Here is a 25319-nt window from a genome sequence, read left to right as displayed (position 1 = left end):
GAAGAAACTAGTTCACGCCGTCCGAACAAACCCCTCGCTCGCCCTAAGCAAATTGCGTGTGTAATCCTTCTCCACGCGGTGCCCGATCAGCTGGCCCGCCGTCAGGTTCTCCACCGCTTCGCCATTCTGCATCACCATCAGGCGCTCGCACATATGGGTGATGATGGCGAGGTCGTGGCTGACCATCAGGAAGGTCAGCTTGCGCCGACGGCGAACCTCTTCCAGCAGGTTGAGCACTTCGGCCTGCACCGAAGCGTCGAGCGCCGAGGTTGGTTCGTCGAGCAGCAGGATCGACGGTTCGAGGATGAGCGCCCGCGCGATCGCCACGCGCTGACGCTGACCGCCGGAGAGCTGGTGCGCGTAGCGGAAACGGAAACCGTTGCCTAATCCGACCTCGTCGAGGGCGCGCTGGATGCGTTGCTCGCCATCGGCAAAGCCGTGAATGGCGAGCGGTTCCTGTAGCAGGCGGTCGACGGTCTGACGCGGGTGCAGCGAACCATAGGGGTCCTGGAAGACCATCTGCACTTCGCGATAAAAAGCCTTGTCGCGGCGCGCTCCCAGCGTCTTGCCATTGACCGTGATAGTACCGGATGCGACAGGCACCAGGCCGGCAATGGCTTTGAGCAGCGTCGACTTGCCGGAACCGCTCTCGCCGACCAGGCCGAAGGATTCGCCGGACTTCACCTCGAGGTTCGCCCCTTTCAGCGCGCGAAAACGGTCGAACACCACCTCCAGCCCTTCAATCGAAATGGCTGGCGTCATGCCGCCCACTCCGGCTTGCGGTCGAGCACCGGCAGCGGGTGGCGTTCGTAACCGATCCTGGGCATGCAGTTGAGCAGGCCGCGCGTGTAGGGATGTTGGGCGTCGCGCAGCTCCGACGCCTTGAGCTGCTCGACCACCTTGCCGGCATACATGACGATGACGCGGTCGCAGAAGGAGGCGACCAGCCGCAGGTCGTGCGAGATGAAGATCAGGCCCATGCCGCGCTCACTGACCAAGCGGTCGAGGATGCCGAGCACATCGAGCTGCACGGTGACGTCGAGCGCCGAGGTCGGCTCGTCGGCGATCATCAGTTCCGGTCCGGCGATCAGCATCATTGCGATCATGGCGCGCTGGCCCATCCCGCCGGACACCTCGTGCGGATGCAGGTCGAAGACACGCGAGGGATCGCGGATCTGCACAGCTTCCAGCATGGCCAGCGCCCGCTCGCGCGCTTCGGCCTTGGAGACCTTTTCATGCGTGCGCAGCGTCTCGACGATCTGGCGGCCGATGCTCATCACGGGGTCGAGCGAATATTTCGGATCCTGCAGGATCATGGCGATGCGTTTGCCGCGCAGCGCCCGGCGCTGGCGGGCGGGTATGTCCAAAAGATCGATGCCGTCCAAGGCGAGCTTCTTGGCCGAAACCAGAGCCTGCGGCGGCGTCAGCCCCATGATGGCGCGGCCGGTCTGCGACTTGCCGGAGCCGCTTTCGCCGACAATGCCCAGCCGCTCTCGGCCGAGCGAGAAGGTGACGCCACGCACCGCCTGGATGAGGCCGGTCCGAGTCGGGAAGGTGACGCGCAGGTCGTCGACATCGAGAAGTGCACCGCTCATTGGTCACCACTCATTGGTCGCCACTCCGGGGATCGAGCGCATCGCGCAGGCCGTCGCCAAGCAGGTTGAAGCCGAGGCTGACGATGAGGATGGCGAAGCCCGGCGCGCCGGCCACCCACCATTGGTCGAGTACGAAGCGGCGGCCGGACGCGATCATCGTGCCCCATTCGGGCAGCGGCGGCTGGGCGCCGAGGCCGAGGAAGCCGAGGCCGGCGGCGGTGAGGATGATGCCGGCCATGTCGAGCGTCACCCGGATGATCAGCGAAGAGATGCAGAGCGGCATGATGTGGCGCAGCACGATGCGGAACGGCGAGGCGCCCATCAATTGCACCGCCTTGATGTAATCGGAATTGCGCACGGTCATCGTTTCGGCGCGGGCAATTCGGGCGTAAGGCGGCCACGAGGTGATGGCGATGGCCAGCACCGCGTTTTCGATACCGGGTCCAAGGGCCGCGACAAAGGCCAGCGCCAGGATCAGCTTGGGGAAGGCAAGGAAGATGTCGGTGATGCGCATCAGAATGGCATCGGTCCAGCCGCCGGCATAGCCGGCGACGGTGCCGACCAAAAGGCCGATGGGGGCTGCGATGACGGCGACGAGAATGACGACATAGAGCGTCCAGCGTGAGCCGAAAAGAATGCGCGAATAGATATCGCGGCCGAGATCGTCGGTGCCGAACCAATGCGCCGCACTCGGCGCCAAAAGCCGGGCATTCTTGAGATCGCCGATGGTCGGCGAATAGGGCGCCAGCACATCGGCAAAGGCGGCGACCAGTAGCAGCGCGATGATGATGAGCAGGCCGAGAAACGCCAGCCGGTTGGCGGAAAAGCGCCGCCAGGCGACATAGGCGCGGCCGAGCCGTGCCTGCATGCGCGAGGCCGGCCGATCGCTGAGCAGCCAATCGCGGCGCGTTTGGATTGCTTCGGCGCTCATCCTGTCTTCGTCCTCGGATCGAGCACCTTGTAGAGAACATCGGACAGGAGATTGATGCCGATGAACACCGAACCGATGACGATGGTGCCGCCGAGCACGGCGTTCATGTCGGCGTTCTGCAGCGAATTGGTGATGTAGAGGCCGATGCCGGGCCAGGAGAACACCGTCTCGGTCAGCACCGAACCTTCGAGCAGCCCGGCATAGGACAGCGCGATCACCGTGACCATCGGCACCGCGGCGTTGCGCAGCGCATGGCCCCAGATGATTCGCGTTTCAGACAGGCCCTTGGCGCGCGCGGCGACTATGTATTCCTGCGACAGCTCATTCAGCATGAAGGAGCGCGTCATTCGGCTGATATAGGCGAGCGAGAAATAGCCCAGCAGCCCTGCGGGCAGGATGATGTGGCGGTAAGCGTCGTAGAAGACATCCCACTGGCCCTGCAGCGCGGCGTCGAGCAGGTAGAAGCCGGTGATCGGTGTGAATGTGTACTCGTAGACGATGTCGAGGCGGCCGGGAAAAGCCACCCATTGGAGCTTGGCGTAGAACAGGACAAGCCCCAAAAGCCCGATCCAGAAGATAGGCACGGAATAGCCAATCAGGCCGACAATGCGAACGATCTGGTCGATGAGACTGCCGCGTTTTACCGCTGCCAGCACGCCGAGCGGCACGCCGATCAACGAGCCTATCAGAGTGCCCAAAGTCGCCAGTTCGATCGTTGCCGGAAAGGCACGGCGGATGTCGGTCATCACAGGATTGGTGGTCAGCACAGAGGTGCCGAAATCGCCGTTCAGCGCATGCTTGAGATAGATATAGAATTGCTCGATCAACGGCAGGTCGAGCCCCATCTCGCGGCGGGTGCGCTCGACGACATTGGCCGGTGCGCGGTCGCCGAGCACCGCCAGCACCGGATCAATCGGGATGACGCGGCCGATGAAAAAGGTCACCGCGAGGAGGCCGAGATAGGTGGTGACGGCGATGACCAGGAAGCGGCCGATGGCCAATAAAATAGCGACGGCGCGGGCGCTTCCCTGCCCCGCCGTCGCCTGGTTTTCAATCGCGCTCATCAGGCGCGTCCGCCGTCGCTATTCCTTGGAGACCGGGCCGACGAAGTTGGAGTCGAAGCTCGGACCGAGCGCAAAGCCTTTCAGGTTTTTGCGCAGGCCTGCCACTTCCAATTGCTGGTGGATGATGACGAAGGGACTGGTGTCGAGGATCGTCTTTTCAAGGCTCTTGTACATATCGGCGCGCTTGCCGGCATCCTTCTCCAGCAAGGCTGCTTCGGTCTGCTTTGTCAGGTCCGGGATGTCCCAGGCATTGCGCCAGGCCAGCGTCTTGGTCTTGCCTTCATCCGAATTGTCCGGGTTTGAGGCAAAGGTCTGGGCGTTGGAGTTCGGATCGAAATAGTCCTGGCCCCACTGGCCGATATAGATGTCATGATTGCGGGCGCGGTATTTGGTCAGCGTCTGCTTGCCGTCGCCCGGGATAATTTCCAGCTTGATGCCGGCCTGGCCAAGCGTCTGCTGGATCGATTCCGCCATGCCCGTTGTCGGCTGTCCCGTGCGTACATCCATGGTTACGCTGAAGCCGTCGGCCAGGCCGGCCTTGGTCAGCAGTTCCTTGGCCTTGGCGACGTCGAACTTGAACGGATTTTCGTCCAGTTCCCCCAGCACGCCCTTGGGCAGGAAGGTCTGGTGAATCTCGCCAATGCCCTTGAGGATGGTCGTGCTCAGCGCATCGTAGTCGACCAGATATTTGAACGCCTGGCGAACCTCGGGCTTGGCGAGGTTCGGATTCTTCTGGTTGAGGCTGATATAATAGACCGTGCCCTTCGGCGCGCTGGTCGTGGTGAGATCGGCATTCTTGGCGATGGCGTCGAGATCGTTCGGCTCGAGGTTGCGGGCAACGTCGATGTCGCCTGCTTCGAGCGCCAGGCGCTGTGCCGAGCTTTCCTTCATGTTGCGGTAGATGACGCGGGCGAGCTTGGCCTTCTCGCCATTGTAATTGTCGTTGCGCTCGAGCACGACGACCTCATTGGCCCGCCATTCGCGCAGCTTGTAGGCGCCGGATCCGGCATAACCGGTCTTCAGGAAGGCGTTGCCGAAATCGTTGTCCCATTTGTAGTCGGCACTCGGCGTCACCGCGGCGACATGTTCCTTGACCAGCTTTGCGTCGACGACCGAAGCGACCGTTGCCGACAGGCAGTTTAACACGAAGCTCGGCGCATAGGCCTTGTCGACGGTGAACTGGAAGGTGGTGTCGTCGACGGCCTTGGCCTTGTCGGCAACATTGTCGCCGCTGATGCCGAACTGGTTGATGATGAATGCCGGCGGCTTGTCCAGCTTGATGGCGCGCTCGAAGGAATAGGCGACATCGGCGGCGGTCAGTGGATTGCCCGAAGCGAACTTTAGGCCGGGCTTGAGCTTGAACGTATAGACCAGGCCGTCGTCGGAGACGGTCCAGCTCTCGGCAAGGTCGCCCTTGACCTTGGAGGTGTCGCTGAGGTCGAGGCGGACCAGCAGATCATAGGTGTTGCCGGTGACTTCGGCGGTCGACAGTTCGAACGCCTCGCCCGGATCCATGGAGATGATGTCGTCGATGGCAAAACCTTCGACCAGCGTGTCGGCGGGGGTCACGGCAAAGGCCGGCGCGACGCCAATGAGCAGAGCGGACATGGCAGCACCTGCGAGCCAGACGCGCGAACGTAGAGCAAACTTTTCCATCATCATGATGATTGTTCCCTGTTTTGTTGATTGTTGACCCCGAGTTCCCGGCTCAGGGCTGCAGTAATCTTTTTCGCGGCCGGAGGACGACCGTTAGAGCCCATACCGTGTTGATTTTTTTCCAGTTGGTCAACACCCTATCCGGCAGCCCTCCAACCGGCAACGGGCATTTTTGCGAGCCGGCATACTGGACCGGAATATGCTGTGCGCGTCGAAGCATGGGCGAGCCAATTGCAGCCGCCGATGGGGAAAAATCTGCTCTTTTCGGTGTTACTTGATGGCAGCAACCAGATCGGCGTCGGGGAAGCAGGTGGCGGGGCGGCCGTTCTTTTCCTGCCAGCTGCCGATCGAGCGGCGGGTCTTGAAGCCGGGCAGGCCGTCGGCGCTGCCGACATCGTAGCCCTTGGCCTCCAGCGCCCGTTGCAGCGCGGCGATGTCGGAACGATGCAGGCCGCCGACCGCACCCCAGCTGCCGACGAAATCAGCATCGCCATGGGCGATGCGGTCAGCGCCATGGCCGATGAACAGGGCGTAGAGGTCGCTGGTGTTGTATTGCTTCAGCAGGTAGAAATTTGTCGTGGCGATGAAGGCCGGACCGCTGCGTCCGGCCGGCATCAAAAGGAACCCTTCCGCCTTCAGTTCGTTGGCCGGAAAGGCTTTGCCGCCGACGCGGCTGATTCCCATCGCCGCCCAGGCTGAGATCTTCTTGCCCTGGTCGGGACCTTCGAGCGAGCAGGAAACGCTTTCCGGAACCGTCACCTCGAAACCCCAGCCACGCCCCTTCACCCAGCCATAGTGGACGAGATAGTTGGCGATCGAGGCCAGCACGTCCGGCGTCGAATTCCAGATGTCCGGGTGCCCATCACCGTCGTAGTCGACGGCGTGCTTCAGGAACGAGGTCGGCATGAATTGCGGCTGGCCGAGCGCGCCGGCCCAGGACGATTTCATGGCGCCGACCGGCGCCAACCCATGCTCGACGATCTCGAGCGCCGCCAGTACCTCGGTGCGGAAGAAGTCCTTCCTGGTCGACATGAACGCCTTGGTGCCGAGAACCTCGAAGGCGTCGTAGGGCATTTTCGCCGCGCCGAAGCCGGTCTCGCGGCCCCAGATCGCCAACAGTATCTCGCCCGGGACACCGTAGCGCTTTTCGATCGCAGCCAGCGTCCTGGCGTTGGCCGCCTCGCGCGTGCGCCCACCTGACGTGACGGCGCGCACCGTCTTTTCGGCGAAATAGGCGCCGGGCGAACCGAACTCCGCCTGATGCTGTTTTTGCGGGGTTTTGGGTTTCTCGCCGGGCAGGACGAGGTCGGGCAATTTGAGGTTCGGCTTCACGCCATCGAAAGCGGCGTCGAAGGTGGATTTGGAGATGCCTTTGGTCTGGGCTTCCGGCCAGAGATCGGTTTGCAGCCAGGCGCGGAACTGGTCGTCGATTTTGGCGGCGGAGGCGGGGGCTACAAAAAGCAGGGCAACAAGGGATGCGAGAAGCGCAACGAGCGCCAATCCGAAAGGTCCGCTTTCTGTCGCGCCCCCCTCTGTCCTGCCGGACATCTCCCCCACAAGGGGAGAGATTGGCTGTCGCTTCGGTTTTCGCCAACCACCAGCGTTGAAAGAAGAATGCCGCCCGAGAAGCTGCTGATCTCCCCCCTTGAGGGGGAGATGTCCGGGAGGACAGAGGGGGGTGTTTGGCGCAAACCTCGAAGAATGCGAAGCTTTCATGTCGCACATCCTGCCCGCCAATTGCGTCAAAACGCCGTCCGCGAGCGCAAGGCCGCCGCCAGCGTACCCTCATCCAGATAATCAAGCTCGCCGCCAACCGGCACGCCATGGGCAAGTCGTGTCACCTTGACCTCGAAGCCCGACAACTGGTCGGTGAGATAGTGCGCCGTCGTCTGGCCCTCGACCGTGGCGTTGACGGCGAGGATCACCTCCTTCACCTCGCCGCCGGCGACGCGGTCGACCAGCGAGCGGACATTGAGCTGGTCGGGGCCGATGCCGTCGAGCGGCGACAGCGTGCCGCCGAGCACATGGTAGCGCACATTCATGGCCGCCGCCCGCTCCAGCGCCCAGAGGTCGGAGACATCCTCGACGACGATCAGCGTCGAGGCATCGCGGCGCGGATCGGTGCAGATCATGCAAGGGTCGGAGGTATCGACATTGCCGCAGGTCGTGCAGATGCGCACCTTGTCGGCGGCTTCAGCCATGGCGGCGGCGAGCGGCGACAAAAGCTGCTCCTTCTTCTTGATGAGGTGCAGTGCCGCACGCCTGGCCGAACGCGGCCCTAGCCCCGGCACCTTGGCCAGGAGCTGGATCAGGCGTTCGATCTCGGGACCGGCGATTCGCTTCGACATCGCACTGATCTAGGATTTTTCCGCGCGCTTTGAAACATGCCGCATACGCACCGAGCCCGCCATGCTGCCATGGCGGGCTCGGAAAATGTTCTGGGCGTCAGTAGGCTGAGAGCGGCCGGGTTTGATCGACGATCATTGCGCCGATAGCGTCGGTGTTCTCAGGCGTCGACTGGAAGCCCATCGACGCTTCCTGCGTCGCCGATGGAACCGAGGTGATGTAGCGGGCGTTCAGCGTGCCGCCGAAACGCGAGGCATCCGGCTCGGCCATCGGCTCCTGCATCGCCACCTCCGTCTGCTTGGCGGCGACGCGGGCGCTCTTGGCGGGCGCCGCGAAAGCCGTCACATAGGTCTGCTCGGCCGGGGCACGTGTCGCCTTGGCTGCGCGAACCGCCGCGGCCTGCTTGGCAGGATCTGGACGGACAATGGTCTTCACCACCGGCTCGGCGTAGGCAACCTGCACCGGCGCTTCGGGCACAGGCGCGCGCGGCGTCCCCGAGGCAACCATGGTCGTGGATTCATCCGGCAGCGGCTGCCAGTTGCGGCCGCGCTTCTCGTAGAAGGCGTTGCCGCCGGCAACCATGGTGTAATGCATGTTCTTGTAGGGGAACCTCAGGCCGGCGGTGTGGAAGTACATCGTGTTCTTCAGCTTGGCCTTGCGCTCGCCCTTCAGCACCGCATCGGCGGCCTCCTCGACATCGGGCATCGCTTTCGAATTCATCGCCCGCGTCATCACGCCGGGCGCGAACTGGCCCGGTTCGCCAACCACTTGGCAAATGGTGCTGCCATGATTGCCGGAGCGCAGCCGGTTCATCACCACCGTGCCGACGGCGATCATGCCGTCACGGCTCGAGCGGTTGGACTCGAAGAACATCGCCCGCTCCAGGCATTCCTTCTCCTTCGGCGTGTTGCGGTAGGCGCGCGTCGAAAGGAAGCTGGGCGTGATGGCGTCGGTCAGGCTGGCGACCGACAGGCCGTGCGAAGACGTGGTCTGGCTACAACCGGCCAGGAACATAGGGGAGAAGATGATGCCGAGCAGAAGCGGCGTCTTCCATCGCGTCGCGATCAACAAAAATGCCTCATTGTCCAGATGCCAGCCCGCCCCGAGATGTGGCAAGAATGAGACTCTTAAAGGCAAAAAGATGGCTAAAGGATTAGCTTTCGTGCAGCATAGGTAAAACTTTATAAATGCCCGGATATGTCCGCGTGAGCAAAGCCGGAGAAAGTCTTAACAACAGCCTCCGCAGCCGATTTCCCTTCGTAATCAATTAACTGCTTGGAGCCGGCTCAGAACGGCAATTTCATTCCGGGCGGGATCGGCAAGCCTGCCGTCAGCGCCTTGGTCTTCTCCTGCATAATCTGCTCGACCTTATTTTTGGCGTCATTGTGAGCGGCCAGCAGCAGGTCTTCGAGAATCTCGACCTCGTCCTCCTTGAACAGCGAGGGATCGATCTTCAGCGACTTCATCTCGAACTTGCCGGTCAGCGTGACGCTGACCAGGCCGCCGCCGGCCTGCCCGCTTGCTTCTATCGTGGCGATCTCGTCCTGCATGGCCTGAAACTTGGCCTGCATTTCCTTCGCCTTGCCCATCAGGCCGAGAAGATCTTTCATGGTCGGGTCCTTTGCGGATTCGTACTGTGGTCAGGTTTCGTCGTCGTCGGACGGCGGCTCGACCGGCACTTCGGCCTTGTCCGTGTCGACTTCCGGCGCGTCGGGAATGCGCACGTCGATGATCTTGGCGCCGGGAAAGCGCGCGAGGATGGCGGCCACCGCCGGATCACTTTTCGCATCGGAGAAAGCAGTCTCGCGCCTGGTCGATTCCATCTCGGCCAACGTCTGGCCGCCCTCTTCCTTCGACAGCGACACCAGCCAGTTGCGGCCGGTCCAGGCCCGCAGCTTCGCCGTCAAGTCGTTGAGCAGCATCTTGGGCGCATCGGCGGTCAGGCCGACGTCGATACGGCCGGGTTCGATGCGCACCAGGCGAATACAGCTCTTGACCAGCACCTTGAAGGCGATGTCACGCTGCGCGTCGGCAAGAGCGACAATATCGGCCAGCGATTTCAGCGGCGGCGATTGCGGCTCCACGACCGGCTGCGGAGGCGCGACAAAGGCGACCGGGGGCGCGCCGACCAATCGCATGGTTTGCGCACCGGCTGGCCCGGACGGCATCCGGGTCTGCGCTACCGCGCTGGCGCCGCCGCCATTGCCGGCATTTACCGGCGCACCATTCGGGCGTGAAACACTACCGGACGCCGGAGCGCCGCTCTCCAGAGATTTCAGCGCCTCGTCCAGCGTCGGCAGGTCGGCGGCATGCGCCAGCCGGATCAGCACCATCTCGCCGGCGCTGACCGGTCGGCTGGATGACTGCACCTCGGGAATGCCTTTCAAGAGCATCTGCCAGGTTCGCGACAGAACCTTGACCGACAGCGTGCTGGCGAAGTCGGCGCCGCGGCGGCGCTCATCCTCGGACAGGGAAGCGTCGTCGGCAGCCGTCGGCACGAAGCGCAGCCGGGTGACGAGGTGGTTGAATTCGGCCAGATCGGTCAGCACGGCAGTCGGATCGGCGCCGGTGTCGTACTGGTTGCGGAATTCGGCAAGGGCGGCCGCCACATCGCCCTTCATGACATGTTCGAACAGGTCGACGATGCGGGCGCGGTCGGCGAGACCCAGCATGGCGCGCACCGCTTCGGCGCTGACGGCGCCGCCGCCATGGGCGATTGCCTGGTCGAGAATGGAGAGCGAATCGCGGGCCGAGCCTTCGGCGGCGCGCGCGATCATCGCCAGCGCGTCGTCGTCTACCGATATGCCTTCCTTGCCGGCAATGGAGGCGAGATGCGCGACCAACGCGCCGGCATCGATGCGTCTCAGGTCGAAACGCTGGCAGCGCGACAGCACGGTGATCGGCACCTTGCGGATTTCGGTGGTGGCAAAGATGAATTTGACGTGCGGGGGCGGCTCTTCCAGCGTCTTCAACAGGCCGTTGAAGGCCTGGGTGGAGAGCATGTGCACTTCGTCGATGATGTAGACTTTGTAGCGCGCCGACACCGGGGCATAGCGCACGCGCTCGATAATGTCCCTGATGTCGTCGATGCCGGTATGCGACGCGGCGTCCATCTCGATGACGTCGACATGGCGGCCTTCCATGATCGCCTGGCAGTGCTCGCCCAGGAGGGCGAGGTCGACCGAGGGATGGTCGACCGTCGGCGTCTTGTAGTTGAGCGCCCGCGCCAGGATGCGCGCCGTCGTGGTCTTACCGACGCCGCGCACGCCGGTCAGCATCCAGGCCTGGGCGATGCGGCCTGTGGAGAAAGCGTTGGTCAAAGTGCGGACCATCGGCTCCTGGCCGATCAGTTCGGAGAAATTCGACGGACGATATTTGCGCGCCAGCACGCGATAGGCGACGGCCTTTTGCTTCTCCAGGTTTTCGGGGTCCGAATTTCCGGCTTCGCTCATTCGCCCGTAAAGCTCCAAAAGGCCGCGTCTCAGCGTAGCCGATTCCTGCTAGATCGTTTCACCGTTTTCTGAAACGGCAAACCGCTCTACCCTTTGCTTTAACGCAATTCCGGACGGGAAACCGCTCACACTTTCCCTGGAATTGCTCCAATAGTCTCGCCCGCGCTGCAATGCGTCGTCAATGTCGCGAGAGGGGCCGATGAGGTGGGAGGCTGGAACAATGACCCGTTCCGGGCTCGTTAGGGCTGCTTCCTTCCGGACCTGACCCGGTTGGCGAGTGGATCGTCCACCACCAACCTCCCGCGTTCCATATCGGCAATTCAGCGATCAAATGCAAGGGTGCATTGAGAATCGGATGCCCGTGAACTCCGCCGCTCAATGAATCGCTTGCAGCCCCCGTGCAGCCGCTCTAGCGTCATGAGTTTGGGAATAATGCGAGAAGCGCAAGGGAAACGCCAATGCTACCGGGCCTCAAGGCCGGATTCACGCTCGACTCCAGGCTGGAGGCGGATAGCGAGCAGCTGATGTGGCTCGGCCTGTGCGAGCTCAGGGTGATGAACGATAGCCGCTGGCCATGGCTGGTCCTGGTGCCGCAGCGGCCGGGGGCCGAAGAAATCCACGACATGACGCCGCTCGACCAGGCGATGTTGACCTTCGAAACCAACATGGTGGCGCAGGCGCTGAAAAGAACCACGGGCTGCACCAAGATCAACACCGGCGCGCTCGGCAACATCGTTCGGCAATTGCATGTCCACGTCATCGCCCGCTCGGAAGGCGATCCGGGCTGGCCGGGGCCGGTGTGGGGGCACGGCATGCGCGAGCCCTATGAGCGTTCAGGCATCCGCCAGTTTGCGCAACAGATCAAGGCGGCGCTATAAGCCGCCTGTGTCCATTCCTAGACGTTCGAGCTTCCATGACCTTTCGCCTTTTTGACGCGCCGTTGCGCGAACCGAGCCAGTTCGTCGGCTTCGCCGGAAACACGATTGATCGGCAATCCGAGAACCGCGCCGACGATTCCGTCGAAAGGGCGTTGGCCGATCCCTCGGCACGTCTTCTGCCGATGCATGGCGGACGGCTGTATCTGAAATTGCACGATGGCAGCTTCGACCCTTGGTTCGATCTGGCTGAGAGCCAGAAGCTGCAGCCATCACTCGCACAAGGCGTGCTGCTTGGCTTTGCCGAGAGCGGCCCGGTACTTGCCGTGCCGGTCGGCCTCGATCCCGAACAGCTACCGGAGACCATGAAGGCGATCGATTATCGCTCGGTCTATATTCAGGGGCTGATCGACGAGGCGGCAGCGGGCGCGCTGGCGCAAGGCGCCGCCCTGCTTGCCTGGCATGCCACCCATCGCTTCTGCAGCAAATGCGGCCATGAATCGCAAATGCGGGCCGGCGGCTACAAGCGCCATTGCCCAAATTGCGGCACCGAGCACTTTCCACGCACCGATCCGGTGGCGATTATGCTGACGGCGACGCGGGAAAAATGCCTGCTCGGCCGCGGCCGGCATTTCGGGCCCGGCATGTACTCGGCGCTTGCCGGCTTCATCGAGCCGGGCGAGACGATCGAGGCGGCGGTGCGCCGCGAAACGCTGGAGGAAGCCGGCATCCGGCTCGGCCGCGTCGTCTACCATGCCAGCCAACCCTGGCCGTTCCCCTATTCGCTGATGATCGGCTGTTTCGGCGAACCGCTCAATGACGACATCCAGGCCGATCTCAACGAGTTGGAAGATTGCCGCTGGTTTTTTCGCGACGAGGTGCGTTCCATGCTGGAGAGGACGCACAAGGACAATCTGGTCACGCCGCCGAAAGGCGCGATCGCGCATCATCTGATCCGCGCCTGGGTCGACAGCGAATAAGACTTGTTATTTTACGCAATTCCGGACGGAAAACCGCTTCACACTTTTCCTGGAATTGCTTAACGGGAGCAAAAAATGATCCGTCACACCGTGGTTTTCACCCTGAAGCACCCGCAGTACTCGCTGGAGGAAAAGCGGTTCCTCTCCGATGCCAAGCGCATCCTCAGCGCAATCAAGGGCGTCACCCATTTCGAGCCGCTGCGGCAAGTCAGCCCGAAGAACGACTATCACTTCGGCTTCTCGATGGAGTTCGTCGATCAGGCCGCCTACACCAGATATAACGAGCATCCCGACCACGTTGCCTTCGTGCGCGACCGCTGGATTCCGGAAGTCGAAACCTTCATGGAAATCGACTATGTGCCGCTGACCCTGCTGGTTTAGGGGAACCTTAGTCCGCGACCTTCCACTGCTCGCGCGACTCGCTGGCGGGATAGACACCCAGAATGCGCACTTCGCGCGAGAAGAAGCGCAGTTCGTCCAGCGCCAGCTTGACCAGCGGATCGTCGGGATGGCCCTCGATATCGGCGTAGAACAGCGTCGCGGTGAAGGCGCCCAACTGGTAGCTCTCCAGCTTCGTCATGTTGACGCCGTTGGTGGCGAAACCGCCCATTGCCTTGTAGAGCGCAGCCGGCACGTTGCGGACACGGAACATGAAGGTCGTCATCATCTTGGTGTCGGCCGAGGGCCGTTCGGCCAACCGCTTGTCCTTGGTCAGGACGACGAAGCGGGTGACATTCGAGTCCGTGTCCTCGACATTTTTCTCGATGATGTCGAGGCCATAGAGTTCTGCGGCGAGCGCAGGCGCCAGCGAGGCCATGGTGCGGTCCTTGAGCTCGGAAACCAGCTTCGCCGAACCCGCCGTGTCGCCGGCAATCACCGGCTTCCAGCCATTCTTGCGGATGTATTTGCGGCACTGTCCCAGCGCATGGATATGGCTGTGCACGGTCTTGATCTCTTCGCGTTTGACGCCGGGCAGCACCATCAGTTGGAAATGGATCGGCAGGAAATATTCGCCGACGATGTGGAGTTTCGATTCCGGCAAGAGATGATGGATGTCGGCGACGCGGCCGGCGATGGTGTTTTCGATCGGGATCATGGCGAGGTCGGCCTTGTTGGTCTCGACCGCGTTGAAGGCATCCTCGAAGGTGGGGCACGGCAACGGCTCCATCGAAGGGAACATGTTGCGGCTGGCGGTGTCGGAATTGGCGCCCGGTTCGCCCTGGAAGGATATTCTGTTGGTCTTGTCAGGCATGCCGATATCTCAGATTGAAGGTCTCAGGAAAGAATTTGTCGGGCGCGTTCGAGGTCTTCCGGCGTGTCGACGCCGAGCGGCAGCGATTGCACGATCTCGGCATCGATGCGCATACCGGCCTCCACCGCCCGCAACTGCTCCAGCCGCTCGCGCCGTTCGAGCGGCGACGGTTTTAGCGCGACGAAGCGTTCGAGGGCTGAGCGCCGATAGGCGTAGAGGCCGACATGGTGATAGAGCGGCCCCTCGCCCCAGGGCGCGGTGGCGCGGGTGAAATAGAGCGCCTTCAGCCGCGTCGCCGACAACGGCGAACCGACGATCTTGACGACGTTGGGGTTGGCCTTTTCCTCGTCGCGGACGATCTCGACGCCGAGCGTGGCGATGTCGACCGCAGCGTCCTCGAACGGTTTCAGCGCCGCACCGATGATCTTGGGATCGATGGTCGGCAGGTCGCCCTGCACATTGACGATGGTTTCGACCTTGCGATCGGGGTCGAGCGCGGTCAGCGCCTCGAAGATACGGTCGGAGCCGGATTCGTGGTCGGTGCGCGTCATCACCGCCTCGAAACCGTGCGCGCGCACCGCTTCGGCCACGTTGCGCGTGTCGGTTGCCACCACCACCCGGCCAAGCCCAGCCTCAGCGGCGCGGCGGGCGACATGGACGATCATCGGCGCGCCGGCTATGTCGGCCAGCGGCTTGCCCGGCAGGCGCGTCGAGGCCATGCGGGCCGGGATCAGGATGAGCGTGGACATCGAGGTTGCAAGGCGTTCGAAAGAGGATGGGGAAAGTGGCAAAAGGTCTCACTGGAAGCGCCCTTATAGGTGTTGCAACGCCCAAGCAAAAGACCTAGTTTCCGCCCGATTTGACCGGCTCGACGGGGTGGGTCACGATACCGACGGACGGAGTGGACGGAGAGGTCCGCCGGAAAAGGGAGCCCTGGGGCGTATGGATTCCAACGAAGTCAACAAACTGCTCGCCGGGTTGCTTGGAACCTGTTTCGTCGTCTTCTCGGTCGGTTTGGTGTCCGACGCCCTGTTTGCCTCGCCGGCGCCGGAAAAGCCCGGCTTCGCCATCGAGGCGACGGAGCCTGCCGAAGGCGGCGCCGCCGGACCCGCGGCAGAGGCCAAGCCGATCGCCGACCTTTTGGCCACCGCCAATGTCGAGCAAGGTGCGGCCGTCTTTAAGAAATGCCAGGCCTGCCATTCCGGCGAAAAAGGCGGCCCCAACAAGGTCGGCCCGGATCTCTGGGACATCGTCGACCGCCCCGTCGCCGAGCATGAGGGCTTTGCCTATTCGGCCGGCATGAAAGAGTTTTCCAAGGGCGGCGCGGAGAAGTGGACCTATGACAACCTCAACCACTTCATCACCTCGCCGAAGAAATTCGTGAAGGGCACTGCGATGGGCTTTGCCGGCCTGCCGAAGGACGAGGACCGCGCCAACGTCATCGCCTATCTGCGAACGCTGTCGGACAGCCCAAAGCCGCTGCCGACGCCAGGTGCCGCCGCTGATGCAACCGCGCCGGGCAAGCCGGCCGAGGGTGCTGCTCCGGCCAAGCCGGCTGAAGGGGCAGCTCCAGCCCCTGCGACGCCGGCACCGGCGCCCGCCAAATAACCGAATTGTCATCTCCATGATCTCAAAAAAGCCGGGTTCAGCCCGGCTTTTTGTTAGGAAAATCGCATATGCGGCGACAAAGCCGCCGCATGGCGGTTTCCACCGGCGTCAAATCATTTAGGATTGCCGGGCATCGCGAAGAGGAGAACGCATGACGGTTGGCCGAACGCTTCTGAGGTCCTTTCTGGTTGTGGGCGCCCTCGCAGGCGGCCTGCAGGCAGCCTTCCCCCAGGAATGGCACACCACCTCTTCGCTGATCGGCCCCTCCAAATATGGCGAGAACTTCCAGCGCTACGATTATGTGAATCCGGATGCACCGAAGGGTGGCACCTACAATTCGGTCGTTTCCGGCACGTTCGACAGCTTCAATCCCTACATCGTGCAGGGCTCGCCGGCGGCCGGCCTGCAGCCATTTGGCGGCGGCCTGCTCTACGACACGCTCATGGATCAAGCGACTGACGAAGGCAGCGTCAGCCACCCGCTCATCGCCGATGCCTACAAGTACCCTACCGACTATTCCTCGGCCACCTACCGGCTCGACCCACGGGCGAAATGGCATGACGGACAGCCGATCACCACTGACGACGTGATCTGGTCGTTCCAGGTGCTGAAGGCCAACAGCCCGATGTACAGCCGCTATTTCGAAAACGTCACCGACGCCGTCGCTGTCTCGGACCGTGAGGTCGAGTTCCACTTCGACCAGAAGGGCAATCGCGAACTGCCCAAGATCCTCGGCGACCTTGTCGTGCTGCCCAAGCATTGGTGGGAAGGCACCGACGCCAATGGCAAGAAGCGCGACATCACCAAGGGGACGCTGGAGCCGCCGCTGGGCTCGGCTGCATACAAGATCGCCAGCTTCAAGGCGGGGTCGGAAATCGTCTGGCAGCGTGTCCCCGACTATTGGGGCGCCAAGCTGGCTGTGAAGATCGGCCGGGAGAATTTCGACACGCAGCACTTCACCTACATTCTTGACGACAACGCCTCCTGGGAGGCGTTCAAGAAAGGTGGCCTCGACGATATCAAGCCGGAAAACAGCTCGAAGCGCTGGGCGACATTTTATGATTTCGCGGCGATCAAGGCCGGCGATGTGATCAAGCAGGAGTTCAAGACCACCTCGCCCGAGCCGATGCAGGCTTTCATGCTCAACCAGAGACACAAGCTGTTTGCCGATCGTCTGGTCAGGGCCGCGCTCACCTATCCCTTCGATTTCGAATCGATGAACCGCACGCTGTTCTTCGGTTTCAACACCCGCACCCACAGTTATTTCCAAGGCACGGAACTGGCCTCGAGCGGCCTGCCGCAAGGCAAGGAACTGGAGATCCTGGAGAAGTACCGCGACAAGCTGCCGCCGGAGCTGTTCACGCAGGAATTCAAGCTGCCGGTCTACGATTCGCCGCAGGCCGAGCGCAAATATCTGAAGCAGGCGGTCGACCTGTTCGCCCAGGCCGGCTGGGTGATCAAGGGCGGCAAGATGGTCAACGCCAAGACCGGCGAGCCATTCAAGTTTGAAATCCTAGGCTCGAATGAAACCGACCAGGTCATTTCCAGCCCCTGGATCGCCAATCTGCGCAAGATCGGCGTCGATGCGACACTGCGCATCGTCGACCCGAGCCAGTACACCAACCGCGTCAGAAATTTCGATTACGACGTCATCACAGGACAGCTCCAACAGTCGGAATCGCCCGGCAACGAGCAGCGCGATTTCTGGAGCTCCAAGGCCGCCGACACACCGGCATCGCGCAATTATTCCGGCATCAAGAACCCGGTCGTTGACGCCCTTGTCGACCGCATCATTTTTGCCACGGATCGCGATGACCTCGTCGCCACCACCCATGCGCTCGATCGCGTGCTGCTGTGGAATTACTATGTGGTGCCGCAATACTATCGCGCCGTTGTGTGGCTGGCTTACTGGAACAAGTTCGGCATCCCGGAAAAGCAGCCCGGCTACCGTGGCGCCGATATCGATTCCTGGTGGATCGATGCGGACAAGGAAAAGGCCCTGGCCGCCAAGTACAAGGGCAGCAATTGATGGCGGGGCTCCCTCGCCGCGATTTCCTGGCCCTCAGTGGCGCCGCGGCCGTTGCTGCGCTGCTGCCGGGCAAGGCTTTCGCCGCCAGCCCAACCGGCGTGAAACTGCATGGACTGTCGGCTTTCGGCGACCTCAAATACAAGCCGGACTTCACTCATTTCGACTATGTCAATGTCGATGCGCCGCAAGGTGGCATCTTCAACTTCCTGCCGCGCAACTGGCTTGCAAACCAGACGCCGCTGACCTTCAACACGCTGAATTCGTTCGTTCCCAAAGGCGATTCGCCCCAGCGTACGGAGATGTGCTTCGATTCACTGATGGTGAGAGCGTACGACGAACCTGACGCCGTTTACGGGCTGATCGCTGACGGCGTGACGATTTCCGACGACCGCAACGACTTCACCTTCTCGCTGCGCCCGCAGGCCCGCTTCCATGACAGCACGCCATTGACGGCAGAGGATGCCGCCTTCACCTTCAAGCTGCTCAAGGACAAGGGGCACCCGTACTATTCCCTGCCGCTAACGCATCTGGATGACGCGATTGCCGTGGATGCCCACACACTGCAGCTTAGGTTTTCCGGCAAGCAGACAAGCCGCACCATCCTCAACGTGGTCGAGTTCCCGGTCCTGTCGAAGGCGTTCTACACGGCCAACCCGTTCGATTCCTCGCAGATGAACCCGCCGTTGGGGTCAGCCGCCTACAAGGTCGGTCGCTGGTCGGCAGGGGCCTGGATCGAATATGAGCGTGTGGCTGATTATTGGGGCAACGACCTGCCGGTCAATCGCGGCCAGAACAATTTTCAGCGGATCCGCGTTGAGTTCTATCAGGACCGTAGCGTTGCCTTCGAAGCGTTCAAGAAGGGAGAAATCCTCTACAGGGAGGAATTCACCTCGCGCGTCTGGGCGACCGGCTACGACTTCCCAGCCTTCACTGCCGGCAAGGTGGTGAAGCACGAATTCCCGGCCGAAACGGTGCCTTCGATGCAGGGCACCGCCGTCAACCAGCGGCGCGAGCAGTTTCGCGACTCGCGCGTGCGGCAGGCGATCGGGCTCTGCTTCGACTTCGAATGGACGCGGCGCAATTTCTTCTACGGTTCCTATGAGCGCTCGCAATCCTGCTTCGAGAAATCCGAATTTCGCGCCGAGGGCAGACCGTCGCCACAAGAATTGGCTCTTCTTGAGCCGCTGCGTGAGCAGATTCCCGCCGAGGCTTTTGGCGAAGCCGTGATCCAGGACGCGTCGAACGGCTCCGGCCGCGACCGGCAGTTGCTTGGCAAGGCGGCCAAGCTTCTGGCCGAGGCCGGCTGGAAACGGTCCGGCAATTTCGTCGTGAACGACAAGGGTGGTCGGTTGTCCGCAGAGTTTCTTGTCGACGACGAAGTCTTCGAACAGGTCTACTCGCCCTGGGTCGAAAACATGAAGGCGGTCGGCATCGATGCCTCGATCCGGCTGGTGGATGCCGCGCAGTATCAGCTGCGGCAGAATTCGTTCGACTACGACCTCGTCTCGGTCGCGGCCTCGTTTCCGGCGACGCCAACCCGTGATGACCTCGAAACCATTTTCCATTCGCGAGCAGCTACCGTATCGGGCTCTCGCAATCTGCCGGGAACGTCGAGCCCGGCCATCGACGCCCTGGTTGACGCCGCAGGTGCCGCCGAGGGTCGCGAAAGCCTGACAATTGCCATGCGCGCGCTCGACCGGGTCTTGCGTGCACGGAGGGATTGGATTCCAAGTTGGTTCCTGGCGAATCATCGAAGCGCCTATTGGGACATGTTCGGTTTTCCCGAGCGGAAACCCGATTTCGACTTCCCGGTCGAAGCGCTGTGGTGGGTCGACAAGGGCAAGGCGGCAAAAATTGGCAAAGGGTAGGCTGTTGCGCGGCACTTTACCCTCCCCCTCGTGGGGAGGGTCGGTGAGCACTTCGTGCGCAGCGCGAATGGTGAACCGGGGTGGGGGTGTGACGGCGTACGCCGGATCGAGACTACCCCCACCCCGCTCCGCTTCGCGGATCGACCCTCCCCACAAGGGGGAGGGTGAAAGCTGATGGGCGCCTACATACTGCGCCGTATCCTGCTGATGATACCGACCCTGTTCGGCATCATGGCTGTTGCTTTCGTCGTCACTCAATTCGCACCGGGTGGACCGGTCGAGCAGGTCATCGCCAGCCTGACCAACCAGGGCGGCAGCGACCGCCTCGGCAGCGGCGGCGGCGATGCAGGAGGCGGCGGCAATTTCGATGTGGCCGGTGACGTCGGCTCGAAGTATCGCGGCGCGCAAGGGCTCGATCCGGAATTCATCAAGAAGCTGGAAAAGCAATTCGGCTTCGACAAACCACCGCTCGAACGCTTCGGCATGATGCTGTGGAACTATGCCCGCTTCGATTTCGGCGACAGCTATTTCCGTGACATCTCGGTGCTCGATCTGATCCTGGAAAAGATGCCGGTGTCGATCTCGCTTGGGCTGTGGATCACGCTGTTGTCCTATCTGATCTCGATTCCCCTTGGCATCCGCAAGGCGGTCAAGGACGGCTCCGCCTTCGACGTCTGGACCAGCGGCGTGATCATCGTCGGCTATGCCATACCGGCCTTCCTGTTCGGCATATTGCTGATGGTGCTTTTCGCCGGCGGCTCGTTCTGGGACTGGTTCCCACTGCGCGGCATCGTCTCCGACAATTGGGACCAATTGTCGTGGCCTGACAAGATCGTCGATTATTTCTGGCACATGACCTTGCCGCTGACGGCGCTGGTGCTGTCGGCCTTCGCGACGACGACGCTGCTGACCAAGAACTCCTTCCTGGAAGAGATACGCAAACAGTATGTGGTGACGGCCCGTGCCAAGGGCCTGTCGGAGCGGCGGGTGCTTTACGGACATGTGTTCCGCAACGCAATGCTGATCGTCATTGCCGGCTTTCCAGCGGCCTTCATCTCGGCCTTCTTCACCGGCTCGCTTTTGATCGAGAACATCTTTTCCCTCGACGGTCTCGGGCTGCTCGGTTTCAGGTCCGTGTTGGCGCGCGACTATCCGGTCGTGTTCGCCAACCTCTATATATTTTCGCTGCTTGGCCTGTTCGTGACGCTGTTGTCCGACCTGATCTACACATGGGTCGATCCGCGCATCGATTTCGAGCGGAGAGACGTCTGATGACGCAGGCTGCAGCCGAGATCACACCGACAAGGATCGCCCGCCCCTGGCTGTCGCCGCTCAACAAGCGGCGCTGGCAGAACTTCAAGGCCAACAGACGCGGCTACTGGTCGTTGTGGATATTCCTCGCTCTGTTCGTGCTGTCGCTGTTTGCCGAACTGATCGCCAACGACAGACCGATCGTCGCCTACTACAAAGGCGAGATCCTGTTCCCGGTCGCGGTCGCCTACCCCGAGGAAAAATTCGGCGGCTTCTACGCCGTCACCGACTATCGCGACCCGGTCATCCGCGACGAGATCAACGCCAATGGCTGGATGATCTGGCCGCCAATCCGCTATTCCTACCGCACCGTCAACAATGCGATCCCCGACGCCGCTCCCGCAAAACCGTCATGGGAATACGACGCGCAGAGGCGATGCAGCCAATATCCGCAAGGCGCTGCCGATCCTGACTGCATTGTCGGCAACTGGAACTGGCTGGGTACCGATGACCAGGCGCGCGACGTGCTGGCGCGCATCATCTACGGGTTTAGGATTTCCGTGCTGTTCGGGTTGATCCTGACTGCGGGTTCGTCGGTTATCGGCGTCGCCGCCGGCGCGCTGCAAGGGTATTTCGGCGGCTGGACCGACCTTCTGTTTCAGCGCTTCATCGAAATCTGGTCGGCGATACCGCTGCTCTATCTCTTGCTGATCGTTGCCGCCATCCTGCCCCCGGGCTTCTTCATCCTGCTCGGGCTGATGCTGCTGTTCTCCTGGACGTCGCTGGTCAGCGTGGTGCGAGCCGAATTCCTGCGCGCTCGCAACTTCGAATATGTCAACGCTGCCCGCGCCCTTGGCGTGTCCAACCGCACCATCATGCTGCGCCATCTTCTGCCCAACGCCATGGTCGCGACGCTGACCTTTATGCCTTTCCTGGTCAGCGCCTCGATCTCGACGCTGACCTCGCTCGACTATCTCGGTTTCGGCCTGCCGCCAGGCACCGCTTCGCTTGGCGAACTGCTTAAACAGGCGCAGAGCAATCTCAACGCTCCCTGGCTTGGTATATCCGGCTTCGTCGTCATCTCGCTGATGCTGTCGCTGCTGGTGTTCATCGGCGAGGCGACGCGCGATGCGTTCGATCCGCGCAAGGCGTTCCGATGAGCGAGCCCCTGCTCTCGGTCCGCGATCTCAGCGTTGCCTTCACGCAAGGCGGCAACCAGTCGATAGCCGTCGACCACATCTCCTTCGACCTCGCCAAGGGCGAGACGGTGGCGCTGGTCGGCGAATCGGGCTCCGGCAAGTCGGTCTCCGCGCTTTCGGTGCTGAAGCTGCTGCCCTACCCGACGGCCAGCCATCCCTCGGGCAAGGTCCTGTTCCAGGGCGCCGACCTTTTGGCGATGAACGAAAAGCAGTTGCGCAGCGTGCGCGGCAACAAGATCACCATGATCTTCCAGGAGCCGATGACTTCGCTCAATCCGCTGCACACGATCGAGCAGCAGATCGTCGAGATCCTGGCGCTGCACCAGGGCATGGGCGATCGCCAGGCCAAGGCGCGCACGCTGGCGCTGCTCAACGAGGTCGGCATACGCGAACCGGAAAAGCGGCTCGACGCCTATCCGCACCAGCTGTCCGGCGGCCAACGCCAGCGCGTCATGATCGCCATGGCGCTGGCCAACGAGCCTGAACTGCTGATCGCCGACGAGCCGACGACGGCGCTCGACGTCACTGTCCAGGCGCAGATCCTCGAATTGCTGGCGGGGCTGAAGAGCCGCAAGGGCATGTCAATGCTGTTCATCACCCATGATCTCGGCATTGTCAGAAAGATCGCCGACCGCGTCTGCGTGATGACCAAAGGCAAGATCGTCGAGACCGGGCCGACCAGGGACATCTTCGCCAACCCGCAGCACGCTTATACCAAGCACCTCTTGGCCGCCGAGCCGAAGGGCAAGCCGCCGGCCGCCAACGACGCCGCCAAACCGGTTATGACCGGCAAGGACATCAAGGTTTGGTTCCCGATCAAAAAGGGTTTCTTTCGCACCACCGTCGACAATGTGAAGGCGGTGGACGGCATCGACGTCACCGTGCGCGCCGGCCAGACCCTCGGCGTCGTCGGCGAATCCGGCTCCGGCAAGACGACGCTCGGGCTGGCGCTGGCGCGGATGATCTCATCGACCGGCACCATCCAGTTCAATGGCAGCGACATCAACCAGCTTTCCTTCAACGCCATGCGGCCGCTGCGCCGCGAGTTGCAGATCGTTTTCCAGGACCCGTTCGGCTCGCTCAGCCCGCGCATGTCGGTCTCGGAGATCATCGAGGAAGGCTTGAAGATCCATGAGCCGAAGCTGTCGCCCGACCAACGCGACGACAAGGTCGTCGCCGTGCTGAAGGAGGTCGGGCTCGATCCGGCGACCAGGAACCGCTATCCGCATGAATTCTCCGGCGGCCAGCGCCAGCGCGTCGCCATTGCGCGCGCCATGGTGCTCAATCCGCGCTTCGTCATGCTGGACGAACCGACCTCGGCGCTCGACATGAGCGTGCAGGCACAGGTGGTCGACCTCTTGCGCAATCTGCAGGCCAAGCACGACCTTGCCTATCTGTTCATCAGCCACGATCTGAAAGTCATTCGCGCCCTTGCCAATGACGTCATCGTCATGCGCAATGGCAAGATCGTCGAAGCCGGCCCTTCCGAACAGATTTTCGAACGGCCGCAGACCGACTATACCAAGGCGCTGATCTCGGCCGCGTTCAAGATCGAGACGGCGCCGGTCGGCATCGTCAGCGAATAACAGGGAATACAATCCGCAAATGGAAAAAGGCAAAATCCTGCTTGCCGTCACCGGCTTTCATCCGCAGCGCTGGCGCGAGCTGCTGTCGGCCGAGCGCGAAGTGGTGCTGGAGCCGGACGGCGCTTCGGATCCGTCGATCACCTATGCGGTGGTGTGGAAGCAGAAGCCGAACCTACTGAAATCGCTGCCCAATCTGCGCGCAATCTTCTCGATCGGCGCCGGCGTCGACCACATCTTCGCCGATCCCGGCCTGCCCGATGTGCCGATCGTCAAAGTGGTCGCCGAGAACCTGACGCAGTACATGACCGAATATGTCGTCTGGCGCGTGCTCGACCATCACCGCCAGGGCATGCTCTATCGTGCGCAGCAGCCGAAGAAGACCTGGCACGAACCGCCGCAGCGGCCGGCCGGTGACATCTCGGTCGGCATTATGGGGCTCGGCAATCTCGGCCGCGCGGCGGCATCGGTGCTGTTGTCGCTCGGCTTTGCCGTCAATGGCTGGTCGCGGAGCGACAAGGCCATGAAAGGCGTTGCGACCTATGCCGGAGAGGCCGGGCTGATCCCCTTCCTCAACGCCACCGACATACTGGTGGTGCTGTTGCCGCTGACGCCGGACACGCACGGCATCATCAATTACGGCGTGCTGAAGGAATTGCGCAAGCGAAACGGCCTCGGCGGCTCGGTGCTGATCAATGCCGGGCGCGGCCGGCTGCAGAAGGACGCCGACATCTTGCGAGCGCTGGACGACGGCACGCTGAAGGAGGCGAGCCTCGACGTGTTCGAGGTCGAGCCGCTGCCGAAGACCAGTCCGCTTTGGAGTCACCCGAAAGTGTTCGTGACGCCGCACGCGGCGGCGACCTCCGACCCTGTCCACCTGGCGCCGAGCATGTTGCGGCAGATGGATGCCTTCGAGCGCGGCGAAAAGCTTGATAACGTGGTCGACCGCAAGGCGGGGTACTGAGGAAGTTCAGGTTCAGCTCGGCAGGGTGAACTTCTTCTGTTTGTTGGGCTTGCCGCAGTCGCGGCGGACGATCGAGCGGTTCATGGCGTAGATCTTGCCACTTGCCAGATCAGTATCGCGCTTGCTTTTGGAGCGCATATCCGGCGTGAACGGGCCGAAGCCCATCGCCGGATTGGAGAAGCTCGGCTTGGCGTCCGTCGACAGATGGTATTGCTGCGCCAGTTCGTTGCGCTGCGCCAGCAACTGGTCGCAAGGCACGTTGTCATATTGCAGCGACGATTGCACGTCCTGGTCCTGCCGCTCCGACATCGAGCTGCTGCAGCCGGTCATTGCCAGGCAAGACACCAAGACCATCATGTTCCAGCGCATGTGTTCCTCCTCAATGGCAAACCGAGCGGACCTTCTCTCCGCTGGCATCCTATCTGATGCCGCGCCGTCGCAAAAATCCTATTCACATTTTCGAACAGGACGAGATATCAGTTAGACGAAGGCCAGCGGGACAGCACCCCCCTCTGGCCTGCCGGCCATCTCCCCCGCAAGGAGGGAGATTGGACGTCACACTGGCTTTCGCAATCTCCAGCGTTGCAGGACGAGCGGGTAGTGTGCTGAGAGTTCTGCAAATTCGCTGAGAGGGGGCGGTCATGGCAGGCTGGTGATTGTTCACGT

General features: G+C 62.2%; 23 protein-coding genes and 1 other RNA gene. 10 read left to right on the top strand and 14 right to left on the bottom strand.

Features of this window, described 5'->3' with window-relative positions:
* Positions 1 to 12: 12 nt before the first annotated feature.
* The 11 genes from X756_RS143630 to ffs form a co-directional block, all read right to left on the bottom strand.
* Positions 13 to 762 (bottom strand): ABC transporter ATP-binding protein, encoded by a 750-nt coding sequence (locus tag X756_RS143630; protein ID WP_023669527.1) that lies wholly within the window; start codon positions 760 to 762, stop codon positions 13 to 15.
* Entirely contained in the window at positions 759 to 1595 is an 837-nt protein-coding gene (locus X756_RS143635; protein WP_023669526.1) for an ABC transporter ATP-binding protein, read from the bottom strand. Before X756_RS143635 ends, X756_RS143630 begins: the two co-directional genes overlap by 4 nt.
* Before the next feature lie 10 nt (positions 1596 to 1605).
* A complete protein-coding gene (nikC, locus tag X756_RS143640) occupies positions 1606 to 2526 on the bottom strand; it encodes a nickel transporter permease (protein ID WP_023682024.1) in 921 nt (306 codons plus the stop codon).
* The gene (locus tag X756_RS143645) at positions 2523 to 3590 is read right to left on the bottom strand and encodes an ABC transporter permease (RefSeq protein WP_023669524.1); all 1068 of its coding nucleotides are present in this window, start codon (positions 3588 to 3590) and stop codon (positions 2523 to 2525) included. The genes nikC and X756_RS143645 overlap by 4 nt, the downstream gene beginning before the upstream one ends.
* 18 nt (positions 3591 to 3608) lie before the next feature.
* Positions 3609 to 5252 (bottom strand): ABC transporter substrate-binding protein, encoded by a 1644-nt coding sequence (locus X756_RS143650; RefSeq protein WP_023730913.1) that lies wholly within the window; start codon positions 5250 to 5252, stop codon positions 3609 to 3611.
* Positions 5253 to 5516: 264 nt separating this feature from the next.
* Positions 5517 to 6794: a lytic murein transglycosylase gene (locus X756_RS143655; RefSeq protein WP_023730912.1), complete on the bottom strand. Its 1278-nt coding sequence runs from the start codon at positions 6792 to 6794 to the stop codon at positions 5517 to 5519.
* A gap of 194 nt (positions 6795 to 6988) precedes the next feature.
* Positions 6989 to 7594: a recombination mediator RecR gene (gene recR, locus X756_RS143660; protein ID WP_023669521.1), complete on the bottom strand. Its 606-nt coding sequence runs from the start codon at positions 7592 to 7594 to the stop codon at positions 6989 to 6991.
* Between the two features lie 97 nt (positions 7595 to 7691).
* Complete coding sequence (locus X756_RS143665; protein ID WP_023688761.1) at positions 7692 to 8660, bottom strand: cell wall hydrolase; 969 nt, start codon at positions 8658 to 8660, stop codon at positions 7692 to 7694.
* Between the two features lie 218 nt (positions 8661 to 8878).
* Positions 8879 to 9202, bottom strand: a complete 324-nt coding sequence (locus X756_RS143670) for a YbaB/EbfC family nucleoid-associated protein (RefSeq protein WP_023730911.1) — start codon at positions 9200 to 9202, stop codon at positions 8879 to 8881.
* Positions 9203 to 9232: 30 nt separating this feature from the next.
* On the bottom strand, positions 9233 to 11044 hold the full coding sequence (locus X756_RS143675; RefSeq protein WP_023730910.1) for a DNA polymerase III subunit gamma/tau: 1812 nt from the start codon (positions 11042 to 11044) through the stop codon (positions 9233 to 9235).
* Positions 11045 to 11248: 204 nt separating this feature from the next.
* Positions 11249 to 11345: signal recognition particle sRNA small type (ffs, locus tag X756_RS1000000167975), an RNA gene on the bottom strand.
* 157 nt (positions 11346 to 11502) lie between these two features.
* On the opposite strand from ffs, the gene X756_RS143680 reads away from it, so the two are divergent.
* The 3 genes from X756_RS143680 to X756_RS143690 all read left to right on the top strand — a co-directional run bounded on the left by X756_RS143680 (position 11503) and on the right by X756_RS143690 (position 13280).
* Positions 11503 to 11922: an HIT family protein gene (locus X756_RS143680; RefSeq protein ID WP_023682032.1), complete on the top strand. Its 420-nt coding sequence runs from the start codon at positions 11503 to 11505 to the stop codon at positions 11920 to 11922.
* Positions 11923 to 11957: 35 nt separating this feature from the next.
* Positions 11958 to 12899 (top strand): NAD(+) diphosphatase, encoded by a 942-nt coding sequence (gene nudC, locus X756_RS143685; protein WP_023715298.1) that lies wholly within the window; start codon positions 11958 to 11960, stop codon positions 12897 to 12899.
* A gap of 75 nt (positions 12900 to 12974) precedes the next feature.
* Complete coding sequence (locus X756_RS143690; protein WP_023669515.1) at positions 12975 to 13280, top strand: Dabb family protein; 306 nt, start codon at positions 12975 to 12977, stop codon at positions 13278 to 13280.
* Between the two features lie 7 nt (positions 13281 to 13287).
* On the opposite strand, the gene X756_RS143695 is transcribed toward X756_RS143690, so the two are convergent.
* Entirely contained in the window at positions 13288 to 14151 is an 864-nt protein-coding gene (locus tag X756_RS143695; RefSeq protein WP_023692604.1) for a prephenate dehydratase, read from the bottom strand.
* Between the two features lie 23 nt (positions 14152 to 14174).
* Positions 14175 to 14900, bottom strand: a complete 726-nt coding sequence (locus X756_RS143700; RefSeq protein ID WP_023669513.1) for a 3-deoxy-manno-octulosonate cytidylyltransferase — start codon at positions 14898 to 14900, stop codon at positions 14175 to 14177.
* A 193-nt stretch (positions 14901 to 15093) separates the two neighbouring features.
* Here X756_RS143700 and X756_RS143705 point away from each other — a divergent pair, with 193 nt between their 5' ends.
* The 7 genes from X756_RS143705 (at position 15094) to X756_RS143735 (ending at position 24653) form a co-directional block, all read left to right on the top strand.
* A complete protein-coding gene (locus X756_RS143705) occupies positions 15094 to 15759 on the top strand; it encodes a cytochrome c family protein (RefSeq protein ID WP_023688767.1) in 666 nt (221 codons plus the stop codon).
* 151 nt (positions 15760 to 15910) lie between these two features.
* The gene (locus X756_RS143710; RefSeq protein WP_023730909.1) at positions 15911 to 17788 is read left to right on the top strand and encodes an extracellular solute-binding protein; all 1878 of its coding nucleotides are present in this window, start codon (positions 15911 to 15913) and stop codon (positions 17786 to 17788) included.
* Complete coding sequence (locus tag X756_RS143715; protein WP_023730908.1) at positions 17788 to 19656, top strand: extracellular solute-binding protein; 1869 nt, start codon at positions 17788 to 17790, stop codon at positions 19654 to 19656. Before X756_RS143710 ends, X756_RS143715 begins: the two co-directional genes overlap by 1 nt.
* A gap of 174 nt (positions 19657 to 19830) precedes the next feature.
* Positions 19831 to 20928: a microcin C ABC transporter permease YejB gene (locus X756_RS143720; protein WP_023669509.1), complete on the top strand. Its 1098-nt coding sequence runs from the start codon at positions 19831 to 19833 to the stop codon at positions 20926 to 20928.
* Positions 20928 to 22067 carry an ABC transporter permease gene (locus X756_RS143725; RefSeq protein ID WP_023730907.1) on the top strand — a complete coding sequence of 380 codons (1140 nt, stop codon included), beginning with the start codon at positions 20928 to 20930 and terminating at the stop codon, positions 22065 to 22067. The genes X756_RS143720 and X756_RS143725 overlap by 1 nt, the downstream gene beginning before the upstream one ends.
* Positions 22064 to 23692, top strand: a complete 1629-nt coding sequence (locus X756_RS143730) for an ABC transporter ATP-binding protein (RefSeq protein ID WP_023730906.1) — start codon at positions 22064 to 22066, stop codon at positions 23690 to 23692. The genes X756_RS143725 and X756_RS143730 overlap by 4 nt, the downstream gene beginning before the upstream one ends.
* A 19-nt stretch (positions 23693 to 23711) precedes the next feature.
* Positions 23712 to 24653, top strand: a complete 942-nt coding sequence (locus X756_RS143735) for a glyoxylate/hydroxypyruvate reductase A (protein WP_023696755.1) — start codon at positions 23712 to 23714, stop codon at positions 24651 to 24653.
* A gap of 12 nt (positions 24654 to 24665) precedes the next feature.
* On the opposite strand, the gene X756_RS143740 is transcribed toward X756_RS143735, so the two are convergent.
* Complete coding sequence (locus X756_RS143740; RefSeq protein WP_023730905.1) at positions 24666 to 25022, bottom strand: hypothetical protein; 357 nt, start codon at positions 25020 to 25022, stop codon at positions 24666 to 24668.
* Between the last annotated feature and the right edge of the window lie 297 nt (positions 25023 to 25319).

Origin of the sequence: Mesorhizobium sp. LNJC405B00 (assembly GCF_000502615.1) — a bacterium.
Classification (GTDB): domain Bacteria; phylum Pseudomonadota; class Alphaproteobacteria; order Rhizobiales; family Rhizobiaceae; genus Mesorhizobium.
The sequence above is the reverse complement of the archived record's forward strand: the minus strand, read 5'-3'. Positions and strand labels throughout refer to the sequence as shown.